This is a genomic window from Burkholderia sp. LMG 13014, from assembly GCF_905232215.1.
Classification (GTDB): domain Bacteria; phylum Pseudomonadota; class Gammaproteobacteria; order Burkholderiales; family Burkholderiaceae; genus Burkholderia.
This window is the reverse complement of record NZ_CAJNKE010000063.1, coordinates 1-20,386: the sequence shown is the minus strand read 5'-3', so window position 1 is coordinate 20,386 and position 20,386 is coordinate 1. Positions and strand designations below refer to the sequence as shown.

General features: G+C 64.3%; 8 protein-coding genes. 3 read left to right on the top strand and 5 right to left on the bottom strand.

The window, feature by feature from the left end; all coding sequences use genetic code 11:
* The 3 genes from gspL to gspG form a co-directional block, all read right to left on the bottom strand.
* Positions 1 to 1,498 (bottom strand): type II secretion system protein GspL (gene gspL, locus JYJ84_RS10670; RefSeq protein ID WP_175223338.1); only part of this gene is annotated, 1,498 nt, incomplete at its 3' end.
* Between the two features lie 28 nt (positions 1,499 to 1,526).
* Positions 1,527 to 2,030 (bottom strand): GspH/FimT family pseudopilin, encoded by a 504-nt coding sequence (locus JYJ84_RS10665; protein WP_236027410.1) that lies wholly within the window; start codon positions 2,028 to 2,030, stop codon positions 1,527 to 1,529.
* A 4-nt stretch (positions 2,031 to 2,034) separates the two neighbouring features.
* The gene (gspG, locus tag JYJ84_RS10660) at positions 2,035 to 2,514 is read right to left on the bottom strand and encodes a type II secretion system major pseudopilin GspG (RefSeq protein WP_374102098.1); all 480 of its coding nucleotides are present in this window, start codon (positions 2,512 to 2,514) and stop codon (positions 2,035 to 2,037) included.
* A gap of 81 nt (positions 2,515 to 2,595) precedes the next feature.
* Between gspG and JYJ84_RS10655 the strand changes: the two genes are divergently transcribed.
* Positions 2,596 to 3,042 carry a type II secretion system protein N gene (locus JYJ84_RS10655; protein WP_175223336.1) on the top strand — a complete coding sequence of 149 codons (447 nt, stop codon included), beginning with the start codon at positions 2,596 to 2,598 and terminating at the stop codon, positions 3,040 to 3,042.
* Positions 3,043 to 3,053: 11 nt separating this feature from the next.
* Here JYJ84_RS10655 and gspF read toward each other — a convergent pair whose 3' ends face one another.
* Positions 3,054 to 4,271: a type II secretion system inner membrane protein GspF gene (gspF, locus tag JYJ84_RS10650; protein ID WP_122947474.1), complete on the bottom strand. Its 1,218-nt coding sequence runs from the start codon at positions 4,269 to 4,271 to the stop codon at positions 3,054 to 3,056.
* Between the two features lie 641 nt (positions 4,272 to 4,912).
* On the opposite strand from gspF, the gene JYJ84_RS10645 reads away from it, so the two are divergent.
* Together JYJ84_RS10645 and JYJ84_RS10640 are read left to right on the top strand one after the other, a co-directional pair.
* Positions 4,913 to 6,271 (top strand): substrate-binding domain-containing protein, encoded by a 1,359-nt coding sequence (locus tag JYJ84_RS10645; RefSeq protein ID WP_175223335.1) that lies wholly within the window; start codon positions 4,913 to 4,915, stop codon positions 6,269 to 6,271.
* Between the two features lie 169 nt (positions 6,272 to 6,440).
* Positions 6,441 to 7,766, top strand: a complete 1,326-nt coding sequence (locus JYJ84_RS10640; RefSeq protein ID WP_175223334.1) for a substrate-binding domain-containing protein — start codon at positions 6,441 to 6,443, stop codon at positions 7,764 to 7,766.
* 102 nt (positions 7,767 to 7,868) lie between these two features.
* Here the strand turns inward: JYJ84_RS10640 and JYJ84_RS10635 are convergent.
* Positions 7,869 to 20,386, bottom strand: a 12,518-nt coding sequence (locus JYJ84_RS10635) for a filamentous haemagglutinin family protein (RefSeq protein WP_205189183.1), incomplete at its 5' end; no start/stop codon positions are given.

Here is a 20,386-nt window from a genome sequence, read left to right as displayed (position 1 = left end):
AGCGCGGCGCGGGCCGCGTGGAGCCGAGCATCCACTTTGCATCCTCCTCGTTGGCCGTCACGCCTTGTGCCTGCAGGCGCTGGCGGAAACCGTCGCCGTCGACGGCGGTACCGGGACGGAAGGCGACCGCGAGCGTGCCGTCGCGATAGTCGAGCGTCGCGATCGCATCGGACGGGATCGGACCGAGCGCACGCGACAGCGACGCCGACAGCACCAGGTAATCGTTTGCATGCAGCTCGCCGGCCGCCGCGCGCAGGCGTTCAAGTCCGGTCCGCATTTGCAGCGGCGGGTCGAGCAGCACTTTCGTTTCAGGGAAAGCGGCTTTCACACGGGCCGTCAGCTCTGCATTCAACGCATCCTGGCGGTGGCGTAGCTGGAACCACTGCACGTTGATCGTCGTGATCGCGATGATGGTCGATGCGATCGCCAGGCCGGCCGGTATGCGCCAGCGACGCCATCCTCCAGTATCGGTGCGCGAGGTGCTGCGCGCGAATTCGAACTGGCAGAGGTCGAACTTGCAGTCGAGCGCGTTGCTTGCGAGTGCGTCCCACCGCAGCGTGCGTGTGGCCAGCGGGAATGCGGAAGGTCCAGTCATGCGTGCGCGGAGGTCCGATGCGGCTGTGGCGCCGCCCTCAACATCGTCGTGACCCCCGACAACCAGCGCGTGTACCCGCACGGAATCGTGTTTCGACAACTCGGCAATCGTCGCATCCAGCGCCGACGCACGCGTTTCAAAGCCAAACCCCGACGATCCGCGCTTGATGGCGAGTTCGAATCGGAGCGGGTTGCCACGCGCATCGGTATCGGCATCGGCATCGGCTTCGCCTTCGCTCGATGCGGATGGACACATGATCAGCACATCGGTTTCACAACGCCCGGTATCCGCTTCGCTCAATGCCGGAGGACTGGCGATCAGCACATCGGCTTCGCTGTGCATGAGCACTGCCGCTTCGCCGTCCTCGTTGCCGTTCGGTATTGCAAGTGTTCGCGATGTGGGTGACCTTGCGGACTCGGGCAACACATTGCCTTGCTCGCCGCCATCCACTAGCTCACCGTACACCGTCGTCGTCATGCAGTGGATCAACGGCACCGCACGCACGCGCCGATGGCCGGCCTCGTTGAACCAGCGAATCACTTCGCCGAACCGTTCACGATCGACGACCGCCACGGGCCGCGCTGCATTGCCGTTTGCAGCCGGGCCAACGGCGACATGACTCTGCTGCGCATCGCCGATCAGATACTCCTCCACCGCATGCGGTAGCACGCGCCGCAGTTTCTCTCCCTTTACGGGTGGCAGGTTCACGTCGACGAGCAACGTATCGCGTGCGGCGAGCACGAGCACGGTCGACGCGGCCTTCGGCCACGCTTCACGATGCGCGCGCCCCGCCCGCACGAATTGCCCACGGCGGTCGAACAGCGCGTACGGCATCTCCGTGGCGTCCCACCCCGCCGCATCGAACGCGCCGATCGACGGCAGCAACACGATCAGGCTCGACATCGCGCCTCCCCGACGCTTCGTGCGCCGCTCATGGCCGACGCACGACGAAGTTGCCGATGCCCGTGCCGACGACGGCCATCCGCACATCGCCGGACCACAGCGTGATCGTCACCGGCACGTCAATGCTTTCGCTGCCGAGCACGATACGCGACGGCGTTTCGCCGCCACCGGTGTACCGCACCGACACGCCCGTCACCTCGGCACCCCAGCGGCGCGCGCGATACATCTCGTCCGTCATCGGCGCCCACGCGCCGCTTTCCGTGCGCTGCACGAAGCGATAGCCGCCGCCCACCGCTTGCCACGCGATCGGCATCGAGCGCACCTGCGCTTCGTCGCCGGCCGATTCGAGCAGGTTCGCGAGCCGCTGCGCTTCCTCGGCCAGATCCGTGCGGCGATTGCGCGACGGCGCGAGCGTCACGACCGCGACCAGCAGCCCGACGATCACGAGCACGACGAGCATCTCCAGCAGCGTGAAGCCGGCCGCACGGCGCGACGCGAGCGGACGCCGCTTCCTGACGAGCGCGATCCTCATGCCGCTACTGCCACGAGCCGATGTCCGCATCGTTCCCCTCGCCACCCGGCTTGCCGTCCGCGCCGTAGCTGAACACGTCGATCGCGCCATGCGCGCCCGGGTTCAGGTATTGATACGGGTTACCCCATGGATCCTTCGGCAAGCGTTCCAGATAACCGCCGTCCTTCCAGTTGTTCGGCACCGGATCGGTGGTCGGCTTCTGGACCAGCGCGGCAAGCCCCTGCTCCTGCGACGGATAGCGGCCGTTGTCGAGTCGATACAGGTTCAGCGACTGCATCATCGTGCCGATGTCCTGCTTCGCTGCGATGCGGCGCGCCTCGTCGGGACGGCTCATGATCTTCGGCACGATCAGCGCCGCGAGAATCCCGAGGATCGCGACCACCACCATGATCTCGATCAGCGTGAAGCCGCGTTGCATGCGACGACGCGCGCTGTCATGCGGCCGGCCGGCATGCAACGTTCGGACTTCTTCGTGGCGCGTCATCATGCATTCACCCTTGCGTCAAAGAATGGAAACCGTTCCTGTTCATCGAACCCACCGAACCCACCGAACCCATTCGTCGCCATGAAACCGCTCGCCCTGCTTCGCACCGTTCCGTCCCGCTTCGATCCGCTGGCGCTCGTCGCGACGCTTGCAGCCGGCGCGGCGCTCGTCGCCGTTTCGATGTGGGCCGCGCGCGCACTGAACGCGCCCGATGCGCCAGCCCCTGCCCAACCCGCGCCGCCCGCACCGTTCGACGTCACGGCCAGCGCGCAGCTGTTCGGCGCCAAACCCGACGACAGCCGCAACACGATCCAGTTGCTCGGCGTGCTCGCATTCGACGCCCGCCGTGCAGCCGCGATCGTCAGCGTCGGCGGCGAAGCGGCGCGCGTCGTGCGGATCGGTTCGGTGATCGGTGAAGCCGCGAAGCTTGCTGAAGTGCGCGCCCGCTCGATCGTCGTCGACCGCAACGGCCTGCAATGCGAGATCGCGCTGCCCGCCGTGCAGAACGCCAACGCGTTCGTGCGCTGAGCCGCAGCACATCACTGCACCATGTTGTTCAGCTCGATGATCGGCATCATCACCGCGAGCACGATCACGAGCACCACGCCGCCCATCGCCAGGATCAGCAACGGTTCGAGCAGGCTCGTGAGGAACATCGTGCGGCGCTCAAGCTCGCGCGATTCGCCTTCGGACGCGCGGTCGAGCATCGTCGTCACGTCGCCGGTCGCCTCGCCCGAACGGATCAGGTGCACGAGCACCGGCGGAAACGTCTTCGTATGGGCCAGCGCGCGCGACAGCGCCGAGCCTTCGCGCACGCGCACGATCGCATCGTCGACGTTCGCGCTCATCGCGCGGTTCGACAGCGTCTCGCCGGCCGCCTGCAACGCGCGCAGGATCGGCACGCCGGCTGCGGTCAGGATGCCGAGCGTGCTTGCAAAACGCACGGTGTTGTAGCCGCGCACGAGCTTGCCGGCGAGCGGCGCGCCCAGCAGCCAGTGGTCGAACTTCAGCCGCGGCCCGTCCTGCGACAGCACCTTGCGGATCGCGAAGACGATCGCGACCGTCGCCAGCAGCGACGCCCACCACCAGTGCCGCACGAAATCGGACAACGCCATCATCACGACCGTCAGCGTCGGCAACTGCTGCTTCGTGCTGGTGAACACGTTGGCCACCTGCGGCACCACGTAGCTCAGCAGGAACGTGACGATGCCGAACGCGATCAGCGTGACGATGCCGGGATACGTGAACGCCAGCAGGATCTTCTGCTTCAGTGCGTTGCTCTGCTCGATGTAGTCGGCCAGGCGCGACAGCACGATGCCGAGCTTGCCCGTGTGCTCGCCCGCCGCGACGAGCGCGCGATAGATCTCCGGAAAGTCGCGCGGATGCTGGCTCAATGCATTCGCGAACGAATGGCCGCCGACGACTTCGGCACGGATCGACGCCATCAGCTCGCGCAGGTATTCGCGCTCCGCTTGCTCGCTCAGCACCGACAGCGATTCGTCGAGCGGCAGCCCCGCAACCAGCAGGCTCGCGAGCTGGCGCGTGATGATCGCCTGCTCGCGCTGCGACAGCTTGCGGCCGAGCGACAGACGTTGATGACGTTCGCCGTGCAGACGCTGCGCGGCGAGTTCGACCACGAGCGGCGTGAGACCTTGCGTGCGCAGATGGCTGCGGCCTGCGCGCGCGCTGTCGGCTTCGAGCACGCCTTTCAGCGTGCGGCCGGTGGGATCGATCGCTTCGTAACGGAATGCCGACATGTCAGTGCCCTCGTGTCACGTGTGCGACTTGCTCGGCGACGTCGTGCAACGAGTCGGACGGAGTCGTCAGGGAAGACTACGGAGCGAACCGGCGCAGATTTGTGACGGATGTTGGGCTACCTTTTTTGGCTCTGGCAGGCGTTATTACTTTCGGTCGGCACCCTTATATTTTGGAAACAATTTAATTCATATCAACGGCATCAATTATTCAATCATTGACCACCCGGTAATTACGAATCAATACCCAACAATTAACGAAATTAAATCAATTTCAGGAATATATAAATCGGATAGCCGATGCGCCGCTGGAAGAAATCTTCCGTAGCATCCGCCACGAAACTGACTTGATGTTGCGATAGCGCTGCCGTGTGCGCCAACACGCCTGCAGCGCAAGTCTGTCACCACGGTACGCCACCATCTTCCCAACATCCGGGAATCATTCATCCCGCGAATCGATCCCGATTCACCGCCTACCAATCCGGATAAAGCATTGGCAATATCGCCAAAAATGTTCCGTACCATTCGTTATTAAAAATTCACACGCCGCATACGGATTTCCTCCTACATTTATCCGGCGGTCTACACGGTATTCAAACCGCAGCAGCAGGCTTCCCGTTTATCTTCGTCCAAGGAAATTTCTCATGAAATCCAGCAAGCGCAAGATCTGTCAAGTCCTCGCTCTCGTCGTTTCGGGCATGGGTGCATCCGTCGCGATGGCCGCAGGCCCGCTGATTCAAGGTGGTGGCTCGTCGCTCGTCGCGCCGACGATCGGCTCGGCCAGCAACCCCGCCAGCGAAATCGGCCTGTACACCACCAACAACGCCACGTTCACGTACTTCTCGGTCGGCTCGGGCGCCGGCCAGAACGCGTTCCTGAACAACCAGCCGACGTACTTCGGCGCGGGCGCCAACACCACCAGCGCGGTCTACTTCGCGAACAGCGATGCCGCGCTGACGGGCACGCAGGTCACGGCGTACAACGCCAGCACGGTCGGTGCGAACAGCGGTCCGCTGATCCAGATCCCGTACATCGTGACGGCGATCACGGTGCCGGTCGTCAACGGTCCGGCCGTGACGAGCGCGAACACGCCGCAAACGACGCCGGGTCAAGCGCACAGCATCGCGCTGAACGACGACGACCTGTGCGGCATCTTCTCGGGCAAGCTGACGAACTGGAACCAGGTCACCAACCCGGAAGGCGGCCTTTACTCGGCGAACGCCCCGATCAAGGTCATCTATCGATCGGACAGCAGCGGCACGACCGAACTGCTGACCCGTCACCTGGCCGCTGTCTGCACGACCGGCAACACGGCGACGGGCGTCAAGTTCGTCGATTCGCTGACGTTCGCGAACACGACGGCATTCCCGGCCGGCGTGCCGGGGAACTTCATCGGCGCTTCGGGCAGCGGCCCGATTGTCAATGGTGTCGTGACCGGTGTCCGCGGCTCGCTCGCATCGCTGTCGTCGGCAGGCGTTGCCGCCGTCGCGTACTTGAGCCCGGACTACACGAACACGTACATCGCATCGCAAAGCGCGGTCGTGACGTCGTCGGGCGCGCTGCAGCTCCCGCTCGCCAGCCTCTACAACACGGCGGCCCGCGCGTACTACGCGCCGACGTATTCGAATGCGACGACGGCAGTCAGCACGGCCTCCGCGCCGTCGACCCGGGCCGCCGCAGCGGATCCGACGCAGTGGGTGCCGGTTTCCGGTGCGGCTTACGCTTCCCTGGCCAATCCGTCGTCCGGCTATCCGGTTTCGGGTACGAGCCAGATCATCCTGAGCCAGTGCTACGCCGATCCGACGGTTGCCTCGAACGTTCAGAGCTTCCTGAACAACCACTACACGAACGCCAGCTACGCATCGGTCGTGCATGGCAACGGCTTCGACACCGTACCGTCGGGCTTCAAGACCGCGATCCTCGCCGACTTCCTGAGCAACAGCAGCACGTACGGGCTGGATATCAACGATGCGTCGACCTGTGCCTTCGTCGCAGGCCGGTAATCCGGATCATCCCTGATTCAACGCGTCCTGTTGAAACCGCCTCGAGTATTCGAGGCGGTTTTTTTTGCACTCCCGACGTCACGTGCAGCGATGTACCGATAGATCCGTTGAGCGTCAGATCAAGTCGATACATGCACGTTGCGTTCGGCCACATCTCCGAGAAATTCACATGAAATTCAGCAAACGCAAGATCTGCCACATCCTGGCACTTGTCATTCCTGCCGCAAGCACATCGCTCGCCATCGCGGCCGGCCCCGTCATTCAGGGTGGAGGGTCGTCACTCGTCGCCCCCATGCTCGGCGCCAACTCGCCGGCTTCGGGTGAAATCGGCCTGTTCGGCACGTCCAGCGCGACGTTCACGTACTTCGCGGTCGGTTCGGGTGCCGGTCAGAACGCGTTCCTGAACAACCAACCGACGTTCTTCGGTGCGGGTGTCTCGGGTACGGTCGCATTCGCGAACAGCGATGCGGCACTCACAACGGCGCAAGTTACAGCGTACGACGCCAGCACGGTCGGTATGAACAGCGGCCCGCTGATCCAGATCCCGTACCTCGTGACGGCGATCACGGTGCCGGTCGTCAACGGTCCGGCCGTGACGAGCGCGAACACGCCGCAAACGACGCCGGGTCAAGCGCACAGCATCGCGCTGAACGACGACGACCTGTGCGGCATCTTCTCGGGCAAGCTGACGAACTGGAATCAGGTCACCAACCCGGAAGGCGGCCTTTACAGGGCGAACGCCCCGATCACGGTCGTCTATCGCTCGGACGGCAGCGGCACGACCGAACTGCTGACCCGCCATCTGGCTGCCGTTTGCACGAGCGCAAACACGAAGACCGGTGTCGAGTTCATCGATTCGTTGACGTTCGCGAATATGCGGACATTCCCAACAGGCGTGCCATCAAACTTCGTCGCGGCTGCGGGCGACGGTGGCGTTCGCAAACTGCTCACGACGCTGTCGTCGGTCGGTACGGCCGCCGTCGCGTACCTGAGCCCGGCGTATACGAACACGTTCCTCGCATCGCATAGCACGGTCGTGACATCGTCAGGCGCGCTGCAGCTTCCGATCGCCAGCCTGTACAACTCGACGAGTGCCACGTACTACGCGCCGACGTATGCGAACGCGACGATGGCATTCGGCGGGATTGCTCCTCCGTCAGGGGCAGTGGTCGCCGATCCGGCCCAGTGGGCGCCGGTCTCCGGCACGGCTTACAAGCAGTTGGCTAATCCCACCTCCGGCTATCCGGTTTCCGGCACGAGCCAGATCATCCTGAGCCAGTGTTACGCCGATCCGACGGTGGCATCGAACGTTCAAAGCTTCCTGAACAATCACTACACGAACGCCAGCTTCGCGTCGGTCGTGCGCGGCAACGGCTTCGACACCGTACCGTCGAGATTCCAGACCGTGATCTCCGCGAACTTCCTGAGCAATTCGAGCGGGAACGACCTGGACATCAACAACGCATCGAGCTGCGTTCTTTACAACGGCCGCTAATCCGAAGCATCGCAGATTTGACGCTTCCGTTAAACCCGCCTCGAGCATTCGAGGCGGGGCATTCTCTACTCTTCCAGTCCCAACAATACTGGCACTGCCGTATCAGAAGCGGTTCAGCTTCCCAAGCTCGTCCTTGCTAAGCAGCGTCCGCTGAGTCGACCCGGCCGCGCCGAACCCCAACAGCGAAACCGAGTTCGACGAGTCGTAACCAACCTGCTCCGACCTGCGCCGCTTCGACCCGCCATCCGGGCCGTTATCCCCGAAACCCTCGACCTGCACGCTGATCGTCCAGCGGCGCGGAGCAACGCCCGAAGCATTGTTCTTCGCGATGTCCTGCGCGACCTGGCTCGCCGCCGACGCCGCCGAACTCGCGGCCGTCAGTGCCCCCGTGTTCACCGCTTGCACGAGCGGAATACCCGTCGCCTTGCCGGTCACCTGAATATTGTCCGCATTCACGACACGCAACGCAGCGACGTTGAGGTTGCCCGCACGAATACCCGCATCGCCGGCATCGACGGTACCGCGCGGCGCGATCAGGTTGACCGTGCCTTTCGGTGCACCCGGAATGCTCTGCAACGTCGCGATCCCCGCCCCCGTTACCTGCCCGCGCGAATCGACCGTGCAGTAGTGGTTCGCATCGCAGACATACTGCGGCGCCGGCGTGTCGGCCGACGTCTTCGCGCCCTTGCCCGCGTTGATGTCACCGTTCGAACTCCAGATCGTCATGTCGCCGCCCTGCTCGGTGAATATCCGGCTCTGTGCGAGCAGCACGCTCTGATCCGTGAAGATGTCGACGTTACCCTTCTCGAGCGTCAGGATCCCCATCGTGCCGGGGCCCGCAACGACCTTCCCGTCACTGCCGACGATCTGCGGCGGCGCCGTCGTACTGCCGACGAGCGCCTGCCCGCCCGGCCCTAGGATCGTCACGTCGCCGCCTTGCTGCGTCTGGATCGTCGTGCTGCGGATATCGAGGTTGCCCGTGCTCGCGGGCTTGTTCGCCCCGTTCGAGCCGCCGCCCAGATTGTTCGCCGTATAGCCGAACGAAGCGGGGAACAGCGTGTTGATCGCCTGGTAGCCGCGCGAATACTGGCCGTTGTACCGGCTCGCCGGGTCGTTGAAGTCCGCACCGACCTGCGCCAGCACGCCGAACAACACCTTCTCCGCGAAGAACTGCTGGACGTATGACGGCAACGCCTGGAACTGCTTCCACGCGTCATCGGCCGTCAACCGGCCGACCTTCGCCAGCGCAGCGTCCTTGTCCACCTGCAATCCCGTATCGACGCCAAGCCCCGCGTCGTACTGCTCCATGAACGCGATCAATGCAGGCGTCGCACTCGGCACGCCGGCAACGGAGCTGCCCGGAGCGATATAGGTAGAAACGAATCCCGGCAGATCGACACCCGGCCCGACGCCGAACAGCACGTTGACGTTCGCGCTTTCGTGCGGCAAGTTCGGGTTGTTCGCGTTGCCGATTGCATCGATACCCGTGAACAGGTGCGCGATCCCGCCCGTGTCCGCCTTCCTGTTGTACAACTCGACCTGACTCGTCAGTGGGCCGATGTTGCGTCCCGCCTGCACATCGAACGAGCCCGGCCCTCCGAGCTCCAGTACGGGTACCGCGCCTGCGGTCGTCGCAACCGGTGTGTCGTAGATATCCCGGCCGGCAACGATCCGCGTCACATCAGAACTGCGCAAATTCTGCCCCCAGAACGCCAGATTCATGATGTCCTGTCCAGCCTGCACGAGCGCCGGTTTGTCGATCGATAGCGTGACGAGATTCCGGTATAAACCGTCGCTCACGCCGAGCGTGTCGACGGTGCCATTGACGATGCTTCCGTTCAGACTGTAAAGACGCGCGGGCTGCATGTCGTCGCCATGAAGCGCATTCAGCGCATGTGCCGCGAGCGTCGTATTCATCAGCGACGGGACATTTGGCATCGGTTGCGGATTTGTCGGAGAAGGCATCTGCGATGGATCTGCGTCCGACAAACCAAACGTGCTGGGCATATTTGCGTTGGTTCGCAGGACGGATACATTGGAAAGGTACACGGATTGGTCTGCAACCAGATTCAACTGGCCGACGGCCGACGGATAAAGCACGCCCCCTGAATCGATATGGATCCCGCCGCCGAATGCTGTCAGATTGACACTCGCGGGCAGAACGCCATTTGCGCCTGTCAGTAGCCCGCCTAGCGCGCCGAGCCGGACATCTCCGGTTGTGGACAGGACATTCACCGTGGAAGTCGGCGAGTAACCCTGACTGTCGGGATACTGTCCATAGTTATCCAGGCGGACGGCTTTAGTAGGTTGACCACCGGGCGGCGAAATCCGGCTTGCATAAGACGGATTCAATACTTCGCCGATTTCCACGCCTTGACGCGCCGTGACATCGAATATGCCATCCTGCGTTGCAAGCACGGTAGAAACGGCAATCGGACCCACCGCGGTTTGTGGAGAAAGCACGGCAATATCCGACCCGATGCGTCCGCCAGCCGATATCGTCCCCGTCCCCTTCGCGACGAAGTAGTCGCCGCTCAGAATATCGGCCCCCGCTCGTACCGTCAGATTTCCGCCGCCGGCCGTAACCGGTTTGCCGTTTCCGTTCAGATACCACGTGGTTGGCAATGACACCGCGAAGTCCGAGATATTGCCGCCTGCGCTGATCGATACGTTGCCGCCGACGCTCATTACGCCTTGGTCGAATGCGCCGAAGTCGATCGACGATCTCGTCAACGGGGTGACAATTCCACCGTCCCTCGCGGTTGCCTCCGGGGTGATCTGCATCCACTGCCACCAATACTGGCTGATGTCGTTTCCGGCACCGCCGGTTACCGCACCTGTCGCATCGGTCACGTTCTGGATGCCGTTGATATCGCCCTGCACACGAATCGATATGTCGCCGGCAGAATCGGGATTCACGGTCGGGGTAACCAGAATATCTTGCAGACCCGCGCTACCACTCATGACCTTGGAGCTAAGGCCTAACGCCGGCGAGCCCTGTGCCGGCGCGCCCGCCGTATAGACGACACCCGGCGCAGTCGAATCCGACAACGCAAAATCGTTGCCCGCGGCAATGTCGATCGATCCCGTGCCGGTACGAATCGTCGTCGGCTGAAGCAACGTCAACCCCTTCGAGTCGACATAGGCCGTGTGCTGGTTCAGCGTCACGCTACCGGATGCAGCGCTGCCGGCATCGAATGCCGCGCCAGGTTGCACGGCAAGCGGATTGGCACTCGTCAGGTCGGCGCCGCCCACTACGCGGTACGACGAGCTTTGTCCTCCGAGGAGTGCGGCGAAACTGATGGGCAACGGGTTGTTGGCGGTTGCAACATTTGCCGGCACGTTACCCGGCAAGTTTCCAATATTGGAAATCCCCGTATCGGCAATAGACAATGGCGCGGTCGGAGCAAATACAAAACTGAATGCGTTATTTGGATGCACCAACACACTACCCGACGACTTCGTGGTAGATACCTTGCCAAAGTACGATGTTCCGTACAATGAAATGTAGGCACTGTAATCCGTCGGATTAGATGACATTACAGGAGGCGTGGGCGTGCCAAACTGTTTAAACACCACCACCCCGTTTCTAACCAACCCGGTAACAGTAGCGACCATGTATCCGGCCATCCACTGCGAATACGCTTCCGAATAACCCTGATACGACGCGTTTTCGGAAAGTACTGGCGCAGCGGTCGAGAGCGGAACACGGGGCATCACATGAAGCGCATAGTTCCCAAAAAATCCAGCGCCATTTACCCACAGATCGTAATATCCCCCCCACGCATTCGCATACCCCAGGTAATCCGAATAATAATCAGCCGTCTGCTTTACAAGCGGCGCACTCAGCGCCATATTTGGATCGTATAGCGAACTAGCCGGGTTGTTGCCGAATGAGGACAAGGAATGGGTCGAACCATCCGTCAATTGCACGGTAATCGACGCCGGATCGTAAAGCGATATCAGATTGTTGTACAACGCCAGCGCAGCGGCATACGTTCCCGTCGCGCCGGCATTCCCGGCCGCCCCCAGGATCGTCGCCACCTGGTTCTGGAAGAACCCGTCGGTAATGCTCGCTTCCGCATCGAAATTGTTGGTCGCCCGGAACGTCAGCATCGGCGCGACCGTCCCGTTATAACGATACGAAGGATCGATCGTCCCGCTGTTGTTCGGCAGTCCCGCGCCGAGATTCCAGTTGGACAGGACCGAGATGTTGCCACTGTTGATCGCCGTGCTCGGATTGTCGAATTCGACACCGGGTGCCACCCGGAAATTCGCGATGTTCGCCGTCGAGCCCTGCAGCGTCGGCCCATTCGCTCCGAGCCCGCTCTGAATGAATCCCATCAGCGTGCCGGGCGTCATCGACAGCGTGCCGTCGCTCGCCTTGACGATCTGTCCGCCGTAGTAATTCTGATGATCGGCGTTCGCAGTCGTCGGAACGAAGTACGCACTGTCTATCCCCGGGAATCCGATCGACGAGATCCCCGTGTACAACGACGCCAGATCTGCCTGGCTCCCCGTCAGCGTCACCTGCGCGCCAGTCGCATTGTTCGTCAGCGTGCCGCCGCCGTCGCCGTTCGCGTCCGGCGTGAACGAGAAAGTCGGCGGATTGGTGCCTTGCGCAGTGAAGGTGCCGGCCAGCAAATGCCCGTTGCTGTCATACCAGCCTGCCGGATCGACGATGCCGTCGAAGTGCTGCGCACCCGACGTCGTATCGGTCGTGCTCCACGTCGCGTACGCCTCGAGCGTTGTCGCACGGGAACCGACGATGCCCTTGCCGTCGTTGAACGCATTCGGCAGCTGAACATCGACGCTGCCATCCGCGAGCAACGGCGCGCGGAAATTCACCGTGCCGCCCGACAACCCGCCGGCCATCCCGCCCGATACGTCGATCAGCGCATTCGCACCGACACGGATCAGCCCCGAACGCGACGGATCGATGTTCTCGTATCCATAGGTCGCGTTGTACGGGTTCGCCACTGTCGGATCGAACACCGCGCTCGTGCCGATGTTCACCTTGCCACCGCGCTGCGTCGGGTCGGAGCCGCGTGCGAGCAGCGTGCCCTCCACATCGACGCCGCTGCGCCCGTACAGGTCGATCTGCCCGCCCGCCTTGCCCGACGCGTCGATCGTGCCCAGCACGTTCACGTTGCCGTTCGCCGTATCGGACGCATTGCCCGCGCCGCCGTCGGCCGTCAGCGACACCGAGCGAGCGGTCAGCGCGTTACCGGCCGACAACGTCAGGTTGCCGGACTTCGTATGAACCGCAATCGACTGGTTCACGCCGCTCGATGCGAGCGTCTGCGCCAACGAATCGAGATCGGCCGCCCCGGCCGTGTCGAGCGACAGCGAGCCGCCCGCATAGCCGCTCGTCGCGCCGCCCTTGATCGTGCCGTTGAGATTCACGACCTGCTTCGGCGCAGACAGCGTCAGGCTGCCCGCCGCACCGCCGCCTTTCGCGCCGGAGAAATCGAGCGTTGCGCCCGACTGCACATCGACCGTCCCTGCATCGGCGGTCAGGATGATCGAACCGGCCGGCGCGTACTGCGTCACGTCGAAGAATTGCTTTGACACACCTGCAGAGCTGACCGTCGAACCGCTGCCGATCGTCAGGTTGCCGGTGGTCGCCTCGAGGCTCACGTTGCCGGCTGGTGCCGCGATCGTCGCGCCGTTGTCGGCCAGCGTGCTGCCAACGAATTTCCACGCGCCGCCGACCGGCGTTGTCGTCAGCGCCGTGCCCGCTGCGCCGTTCAGCGTCAGGACACCGGACGTCTTCACGGTCGACGCGGAACTCGTATCGGCCAGATACACCGGGGCATTCAGCGTCACCGGCAATGCACCGAAATCGAACGTCCCCGTGCCTTGCCCCACGATGCCGCCGCTCGCGGTCATGTTCACCGACGAGAACCCGCTCAGCGTCTTCGTGCCGGCGCCGAAGTCGATCTCCTTCCCGTTGACCGTCAGCGTGCCACTGCCTGTCGTACCCGCACTGGTGGGTGCGCCCGTCTCGTTCGTGAATGCGATCTGCTGTCCGTTCAACGTGACGTGGCCGCCGTCGCTCGTGAACGTGCCGGCGCTCAGGTCCACGCTCTTGCCGAACGTCGCATTCACGTCGCCCACGAAACCCAATGCACCATAGCTGCGCAGCGAAACGAGATCCGCGTTGGCAAGCTGCGCGAGCCCGGCCGGATCGATCACGAAGCCAGGCAGGTTCGCGGCGGCCGCACCGCTCGCATTCGTGAACGTGATCGCCGAGCCGTCCGCGGTAATCGCTTTGCCCGACAGCACCGCGCTCGGATCGACCTTCAGGTTGCCCGACGAATCGAGCATCAGCGCCTGGCCGCCCGACAACGTCGCGCCTGCACCGACCGCCAGCAGCCCCGTGCCGGTGCCGCCCGTGCGCGTGAGCGGCGCCATCGCGCCGTTCGATACGCGCAGCAGCGCGCCGTCGCCTGCGATCGTGATCGGCTGGTCCTTCGCGGCCGGGTAGTCGCCGGCGGCCACGATCGACGCCCCCGCGTCGACACGCAAGCCATTCGCCGCGCTCGAATCCGTGCCGCTCGCGTCGGTCTTCGTCACGAGCAGGATCTCTGGGCCCTTCAACGACGAGCCGGCATCGTTCGACACCACCACGCTGTTCGCAATCGGCGTGATCGTCACGCCCTTCGTCGTCGCGGCGCGCGTGCCGCCGATCAGCAGGCTGCCGGCGTTCAGCGAATCGAGCGCATCGCCGCCGATCTGCAGATAGCCGGGCAGCGCCGCGCTGCCGTTGCCGGTGATCTGGATGTCCTGAGACGCGACGTCGACCTCGGCCGGCGCACCGCCCACACCTGCCGCCGCGTTCAGCGTCGCACCGAGCGTGAGCGCCTTCGTTGCAGCCAGCACGAGCTGGCCGCCGTCCACCGGCAGCGGCGGCGTCACGTTGCCCTGCTTCACGGCCTGCGTCGTGAAGAAGTCGTTCGCCCCCTTCAGCATGTATTGCGAGTACTGCTGCCACGTCGCACCCGACTGCACGTTGAAGAGCGTCGGCGTCGCGCTGCGGCCGCCCGTCACCGCATCGGCAAAATACCCGGCCGCCACGACGGTGCCGTCCGGCAGCACCTGCGACGCGCCCGGCACGACGTTGCCGGTCGTCGCCGATACCGTCACGCGATAGGCGCCCGGCAGCGTCGCGTACTTGCCGGGCAGCAGCGTGTAATAGCCAGGTGCTAGGCCCGGCACGCCTGACAGGTACACGGCCTTGCCGATCGCGTCGTTCATGCCGGCCTGGCCGACACCCAGCGTCACGGTCTTGGTCGTCGGCGTCCCGTTGCTGGCGACATCAGGCTGCAGGATCTGTGCAAACAGCGGATCGTAGGCGGCAACCGGCGCTTGCGTACCCGGCACGATCGCGTAGACGTTCCCGGCGCCCGCGTTGACCGGCACGGCCGTTGCGCCCTTGCCGTTCGCATAGCTCACGTTGTATTGCGACAGCACGTCACGCGTGCCGCCCGTGCCCGGCACCCATTCGGCGGCCTGCAGGTCGCCGCCGCCGGACAGGTCGATCGTCGCGCCCTTGTTGAGTGCGACGCTGGTGCCGTTCACGCCGATGTACTTGGCCGGCGGCGCACTCAGGTCAGACGCCGTCGTGCCCGCGAGCGGGTTGAACTGCCATTCGACGCCATCGACCGTCGTGCCGTAAGGAATGATCGATCTGCCGTTCGAAACCGACGTCACGCTGCCGTTCGCGAACGTCACCGAATCGGTCGCGACCAGCGGCAGGTTGCCGAACTGCTTCTGCGTCGCACTGTTCGTCGGGTCGCCGACGCCGAATACGAGCGAGCCGGACGGCGCGCGCACGGCACCGCCCTGCACGATGTTCGTCGCGTCGACGAGCAGCGTGCCGCCCGCCGACAGCGGCGTGCCGGACGCACCAGTCGTGCCGAACGTAACGGTGGTCGGCGCGGGTTTGCCGGTGGTCGAATCGACCGGGCCGACCGCATCGACGATGAACGTGCTGCCGGTCGCCGGATAAACGTCCGCCGCGTTGAACGTCACGTTGCCCGGCGTGTACAGCACGCCGGGAACCAGCCCGACGGGGCCGCTCTGCGCCACGCTGGTCGAACCGAGTCGGATATCGCCACTGCTTGCGAGGGTCGCCTGGCCGATATTGTTGAGCTGAATCTGATTGCCCAGATCGAGGAACGACGCGTTCACGTTCAGCGTCGCATCGGACAGCGTCGCGACCGGCGCAAACGCGGGAGACGACGAAGTCTGTACCGGGCCGGCCAGCGCGACATAAGGCGCGGCAATGGTCACCGTCGTGCCGAGCGGATGCGCTGGCGGTTGCGCGAGCAGGTTCACCAGCACCGAATTGCCGCTTGCCGGCTGCGCCGGTGTCGACAGCAGCGTCGAGAGCTGGTCCATTCCGATTGCCGCGATGCGTCCGGTGTTCAGCGTCACCGATTCGGGCAACGTCAGGTTCACGTCACCGGCAAACACAATCGGCGGTACCGGCACACGAATCGGAGATGGCGTACTGTCGCCGAGCACGAGATTCGCGATTCCCGAATCGTTCAGGCGGTCGGCCGCGAACTGGATCACGCCCGTCGGCTGACCGATCGGCTGCCCGGTGGTCGGATCGATCGCCGTCGAAAAATCCTGGCCGGGCACAAGACCGACGGGAACGAGCATCCCGCTCTGACGGACGACGAGCGCGGTCGCGCCGGCCGATCCGCTATTCTGATGCGGCAGGATCGTCAGCGTGCCGCCGCGCGCCTGCGGCGCTCCACCGTGGCCAGCCAGCGTCGCGTCCGAGAAGAGACCGTACGCGGCCGACAGCGTGATTGACCCGGCATCGCTCCACACTGGCTGACGCGCATAGGTGCCGTTCGCCTGCAGTTGGTCGAAGTTCGCCGACGCACCCGACACGTCGATCGTCGAACCGGCCTGCGCGACCACATAACCCGTATCGCTCGACAGCGTCACCGATCCGCCCGGCAACACCTTGCCCGTATTCGGTACCGCGGCCGTTCCGCCGATCTTGACCGGCGAAGCAAACGGATTGGCAAGCGCGACGCCCGACACGTCGAGCGTTGCATTCGAGCCAAGCCAGACGGACCGGCTGCTCTGCCCGGCCACAATTCCGCCAGCATTCGCGCTCAGCGTGATCGCCCCGCCCGGCGCGACCACCGCCCCGAGCACGGTGACCTGCTTTGGCGACGTGAGCGCGACGCTCGCACCCGCATCCGCGTCAATCGACGCACCGGACGACAATGTGACCGAACCGGTCACGCCAGGATACGACACCGATCCCGTACCCGCCGCGTTCGGCCATGCTACGTAACCTCCGCCCGACAGCGCAAGGCTTGTGGGCTGCCGATGATATGCGTCCAGCTGGCCGGTCGTAGTCAGGCCGGCCGTCGCCGGATTTGCGCCCGAACCCGTCTGCTGGAGCGCCACCGCGTCCGGAATACGGTTCAATTGCGTCAGCGCAACCGTCGCGCCCGGTGCGACGATCGCGTCGTAATACGCATTCAGCACATACTTGCCGAAGCCCTGTCGGGAAAAGAAATTTTCGGGTAAGTACAGGTCCCACGGAGACGCTGCAGACTCCGCTCCGCCGATCCGGAAGCCCAGTGCCTGCAGCGTCAGTGTGCCGCCGCCGGAAAAGCCTTCGCTCAGCATCGAGCCGTTCATCGCGATATGTCCGGCTATCGGCTGAGCATTCGGCATGCTCGCGCCGCCGTCACCCGTATCGCCGAACTGCGCTCCGCTCGCCGGCACCGCGTAGGTCCGCAACGCAACGTTGCCCCCGCGCCCGGCCGGCACGCCGTTCTGCATCAGCAACTGGCCGTTCGCGAGCATTTCGCCGCCGCTCGATACGTCAAGCACACTGCCCGGCTGCAGCAGGATCGACCCTGTCGCATCCACGGCGCTGCCGTTCACGAAGGTCGCATTCTGTATCGCCGACAGTGAAATGCTCCCGCCGTTGATGAACTGGCTGTTGCCTGGCGCCGTGCCCGACGCGGCCTGCACGTCGTTGTTCACCCACTGTCCGGCCACACTGATCGCACCCTGCGGCCCGACGACGACATTGCCGCCGCTCGCGATCGAAACCGAACCGGACGGCGCAGACAGCCGCCCCGCAACATTGACGTCGGCACCGGCCACCGTACTGTTCAGCGAAATCGAGCCCCCCGGCTGCACGTTCAGTTGCGTGCCCTGCGCAACCGAGATGCCCTTGCCCAGGTACTTGTCCCCGGTCACGTTCAGGTTCGCAAAGCCGCCGTTGTTCAGCTTCGTAACGGGCACGACCTGCGTCGTCAGCAGGTTGTTCGGATCATTGGCGGCCAGCGACTGGGATGCGGTCTTGTCGATCGGCGTATCGATCGAAAAGCCCGGCATCAGCGCGCCGAGTTGCGGCGCGTTGTCCTGCAGGATCGCCAATCCCGAAACGCCGTTGTTCGTGATGGTCGAGTTGACGGCACTGTTCCACGTCATCCCTGCCAGCGCGCCGCCGGCCAGCTTCGGATCGGCACCGAGGTTGAACGTGCCGCCGGACGGCAGGCTGTTGCCCTGCATCTGCTTCGCGCCACCGAACGACTGCGCGCTGATGTCGCCGTCGAGCACCAGCGCCTGCGACGCGAACAGGTCGAGCGTGCCCGCATTGCCGCCGACGATGTAATCGGACTGGTAGGTGCCGCTCGTCAGCAGCGGGTTGTACCAGGACTTCGTCACACCCCAGCGCGGATGGCTTTCGATGAACTGCCCGGCGATCCCGACATAATTGTCGTAAGGGCTCGCCTGCCCGATCGGCACGATCGCGCCGTTGGCATCGACGAGCCGCGTCGTGTTGACCATCCCGCCGTTGTAGTGCACATACCCGCCGTTCAGGTTCATCGACGAACCTGCCGCGGTCATCACCTCGTTGCCGGACAGCGTGATCGTGCCGCCATTGGTCAGCAACTGGTCGACGGTACGCGGAATCAGGTTCACGTAACCCGACAGGTTCAGGATCGGGCTGCCGACCCACTGCACGCCGTCGCTGCGCGTGCCCGTCAGCGTGCTGTCGACGACGACGCCTTTCAGTCCGAACAGGAAGCTGTTGCGCAGCAATGGTGAATCGGCGAGTTCGTTCTGGCCAATGCGGTCGACCGTCACGAGCGTCTGCGCGATCGGCACCTGCACGTCCGCCAGCCCCGATACGTCGATCGTCGCGCCGTCGTCCACGTAGATCCGGCCGGGCACCGCCGTCTGTCCCGGCACCTTGTTCGCCACGATCGACGGCGCATAGGCCGTCACCGATACGTTCGAGCCCGGTGCCTCGATCAGCGAGCCGCCCTGGAACCAGACGGAACCGGCCGTCATCGTGATGCCGCCCGGCGTGAAGGTCGTACCCGGCGTGGACGTCGCGGTCTGGCCGTTGTTGTCGGGCAGTACCGTGGTGACCGAACCGGGTCCGAAGCTCAGCAGGCCGGCACGGTTTGTATTGTCGGATCCGCTCAGGACCTGATTCGGATAAGGTATGCCCAGCGGATTGTTCGACGCATACTCGTCCGCCGTCGAGAGCGTGATCGTGCCCGGCGTGTTCACGCTCGTCGTCACGCCCACTACACCGTTCTGCGCGACGCGGCTGCCGAGCAGATTCACGTTGCCGCGCGCAGCTTGCACGATGCCCGTGTTCGTCAGTGTGCCGGCCGGCGTTATATCGATCGACTTCCCCGTGGCCGGATCGACCGTCACGATCTGCCCGCTCAGCGCCGGCAGCAGGACTTGCGGATTGCCCGACGCTCCGGCTCCGTTGGGCCGCAGACTCACCCCCACCCCCGCCGCGAGCACGACCTGCCCCGACGTCGCCGAGATACTGCCCGCATTCGTGACATTCGGCGCGGCAACGAGCACGAAACCGCCATCGCTCGCCGTACCGTTGGTATGCGTCGTGATCGACGCGCCTTGCTCGACGGTTACGTCACCCGGCGCCTGGTACGCGCCGATCAACGTCACCTGATTACCCAGCCCCAGCACCTCGTTCAGCGGCCCCGCCGCCCCGACCACCCCGCTCGAACTCCCCGACTCCGGATAAGCCAGCCCACCCGTCGTCCCCGCAGGCAAGCTCAAAAACTGCTGGTTGCTCGCCACAATGCCCGCCGGCGTCGGCACGAGCTGGTTTTTCATGTCGAGCAGGTTCAGCGACGAAGCCACGAGCGAATGCACATTGACCTGCGACCCGGCGCCAAACAGCACCCCATTCCGGTTGATCACATACACCGCACCCTGCGCAGTGATATTCCCGAGAATCTGGCTCGGCTTGCCGCTCGGATCGTTGATCCGGTTCAACACTGCCCAGTTGTTCGCGCCGTTCGTCTGCGTACCACCCGACTGGTCGAAATTCAGCGTCGTCTGCCGCCCGACGTTCATCGTCTCCCACGTCAGCACCGCGTTCTGCCCGGTCTGCTTGACGTCGACGTTCACGTGCCCGCTGCTGTCGACGTTCTGCGTCGGCGCATTCGCGTTGAACCACAGCACCGGATTGTTCGTATCGCTCGACGCACCGGCCGCCACCTGCAGCCCGCCCGGCGTCAGCCCGTTCGGCACGCTCGAAGGCAGCTTCGCCGCCGCCGCGGCCGCATTCTGCTGCG

Coding starts and splice junctions, on each gene's coding strand:
- JYJ84_RS10665 (WP_236027410.1), bottom strand. CDS start 2,030: ATGAGGATCGCGCTCGTCAGGAAGCGGCGTCCGCTCGCGTCGCGCCGT.
- gspG (WP_374102098.1), bottom strand. CDS start 2,514: ATGACGCGCCACGAAGAAGTCCGAACGTTGCATGCCGGCCGGCCGCAT.
- JYJ84_RS10655 (WP_175223336.1), top strand. CDS start 2,596: ATGAAACCGCTCGCCCTGCTTCGCACCGTTCCGTCCCGCTTCGATCCG.
- gspF (WP_122947474.1), bottom strand. CDS start 4,271: ATGTCGGCATTCCGTTACGAAGCGATCGATCCCACCGGCCGCACGCTG.
- JYJ84_RS10645 (WP_175223335.1), top strand. CDS start 4,913: ATGAAATCCAGCAAGCGCAAGATCTGTCAAGTCCTCGCTCTCGTCGTT.
- JYJ84_RS10640 (WP_175223334.1), top strand. CDS start 6,441: ATGAAATTCAGCAAACGCAAGATCTGCCACATCCTGGCACTTGTCATT.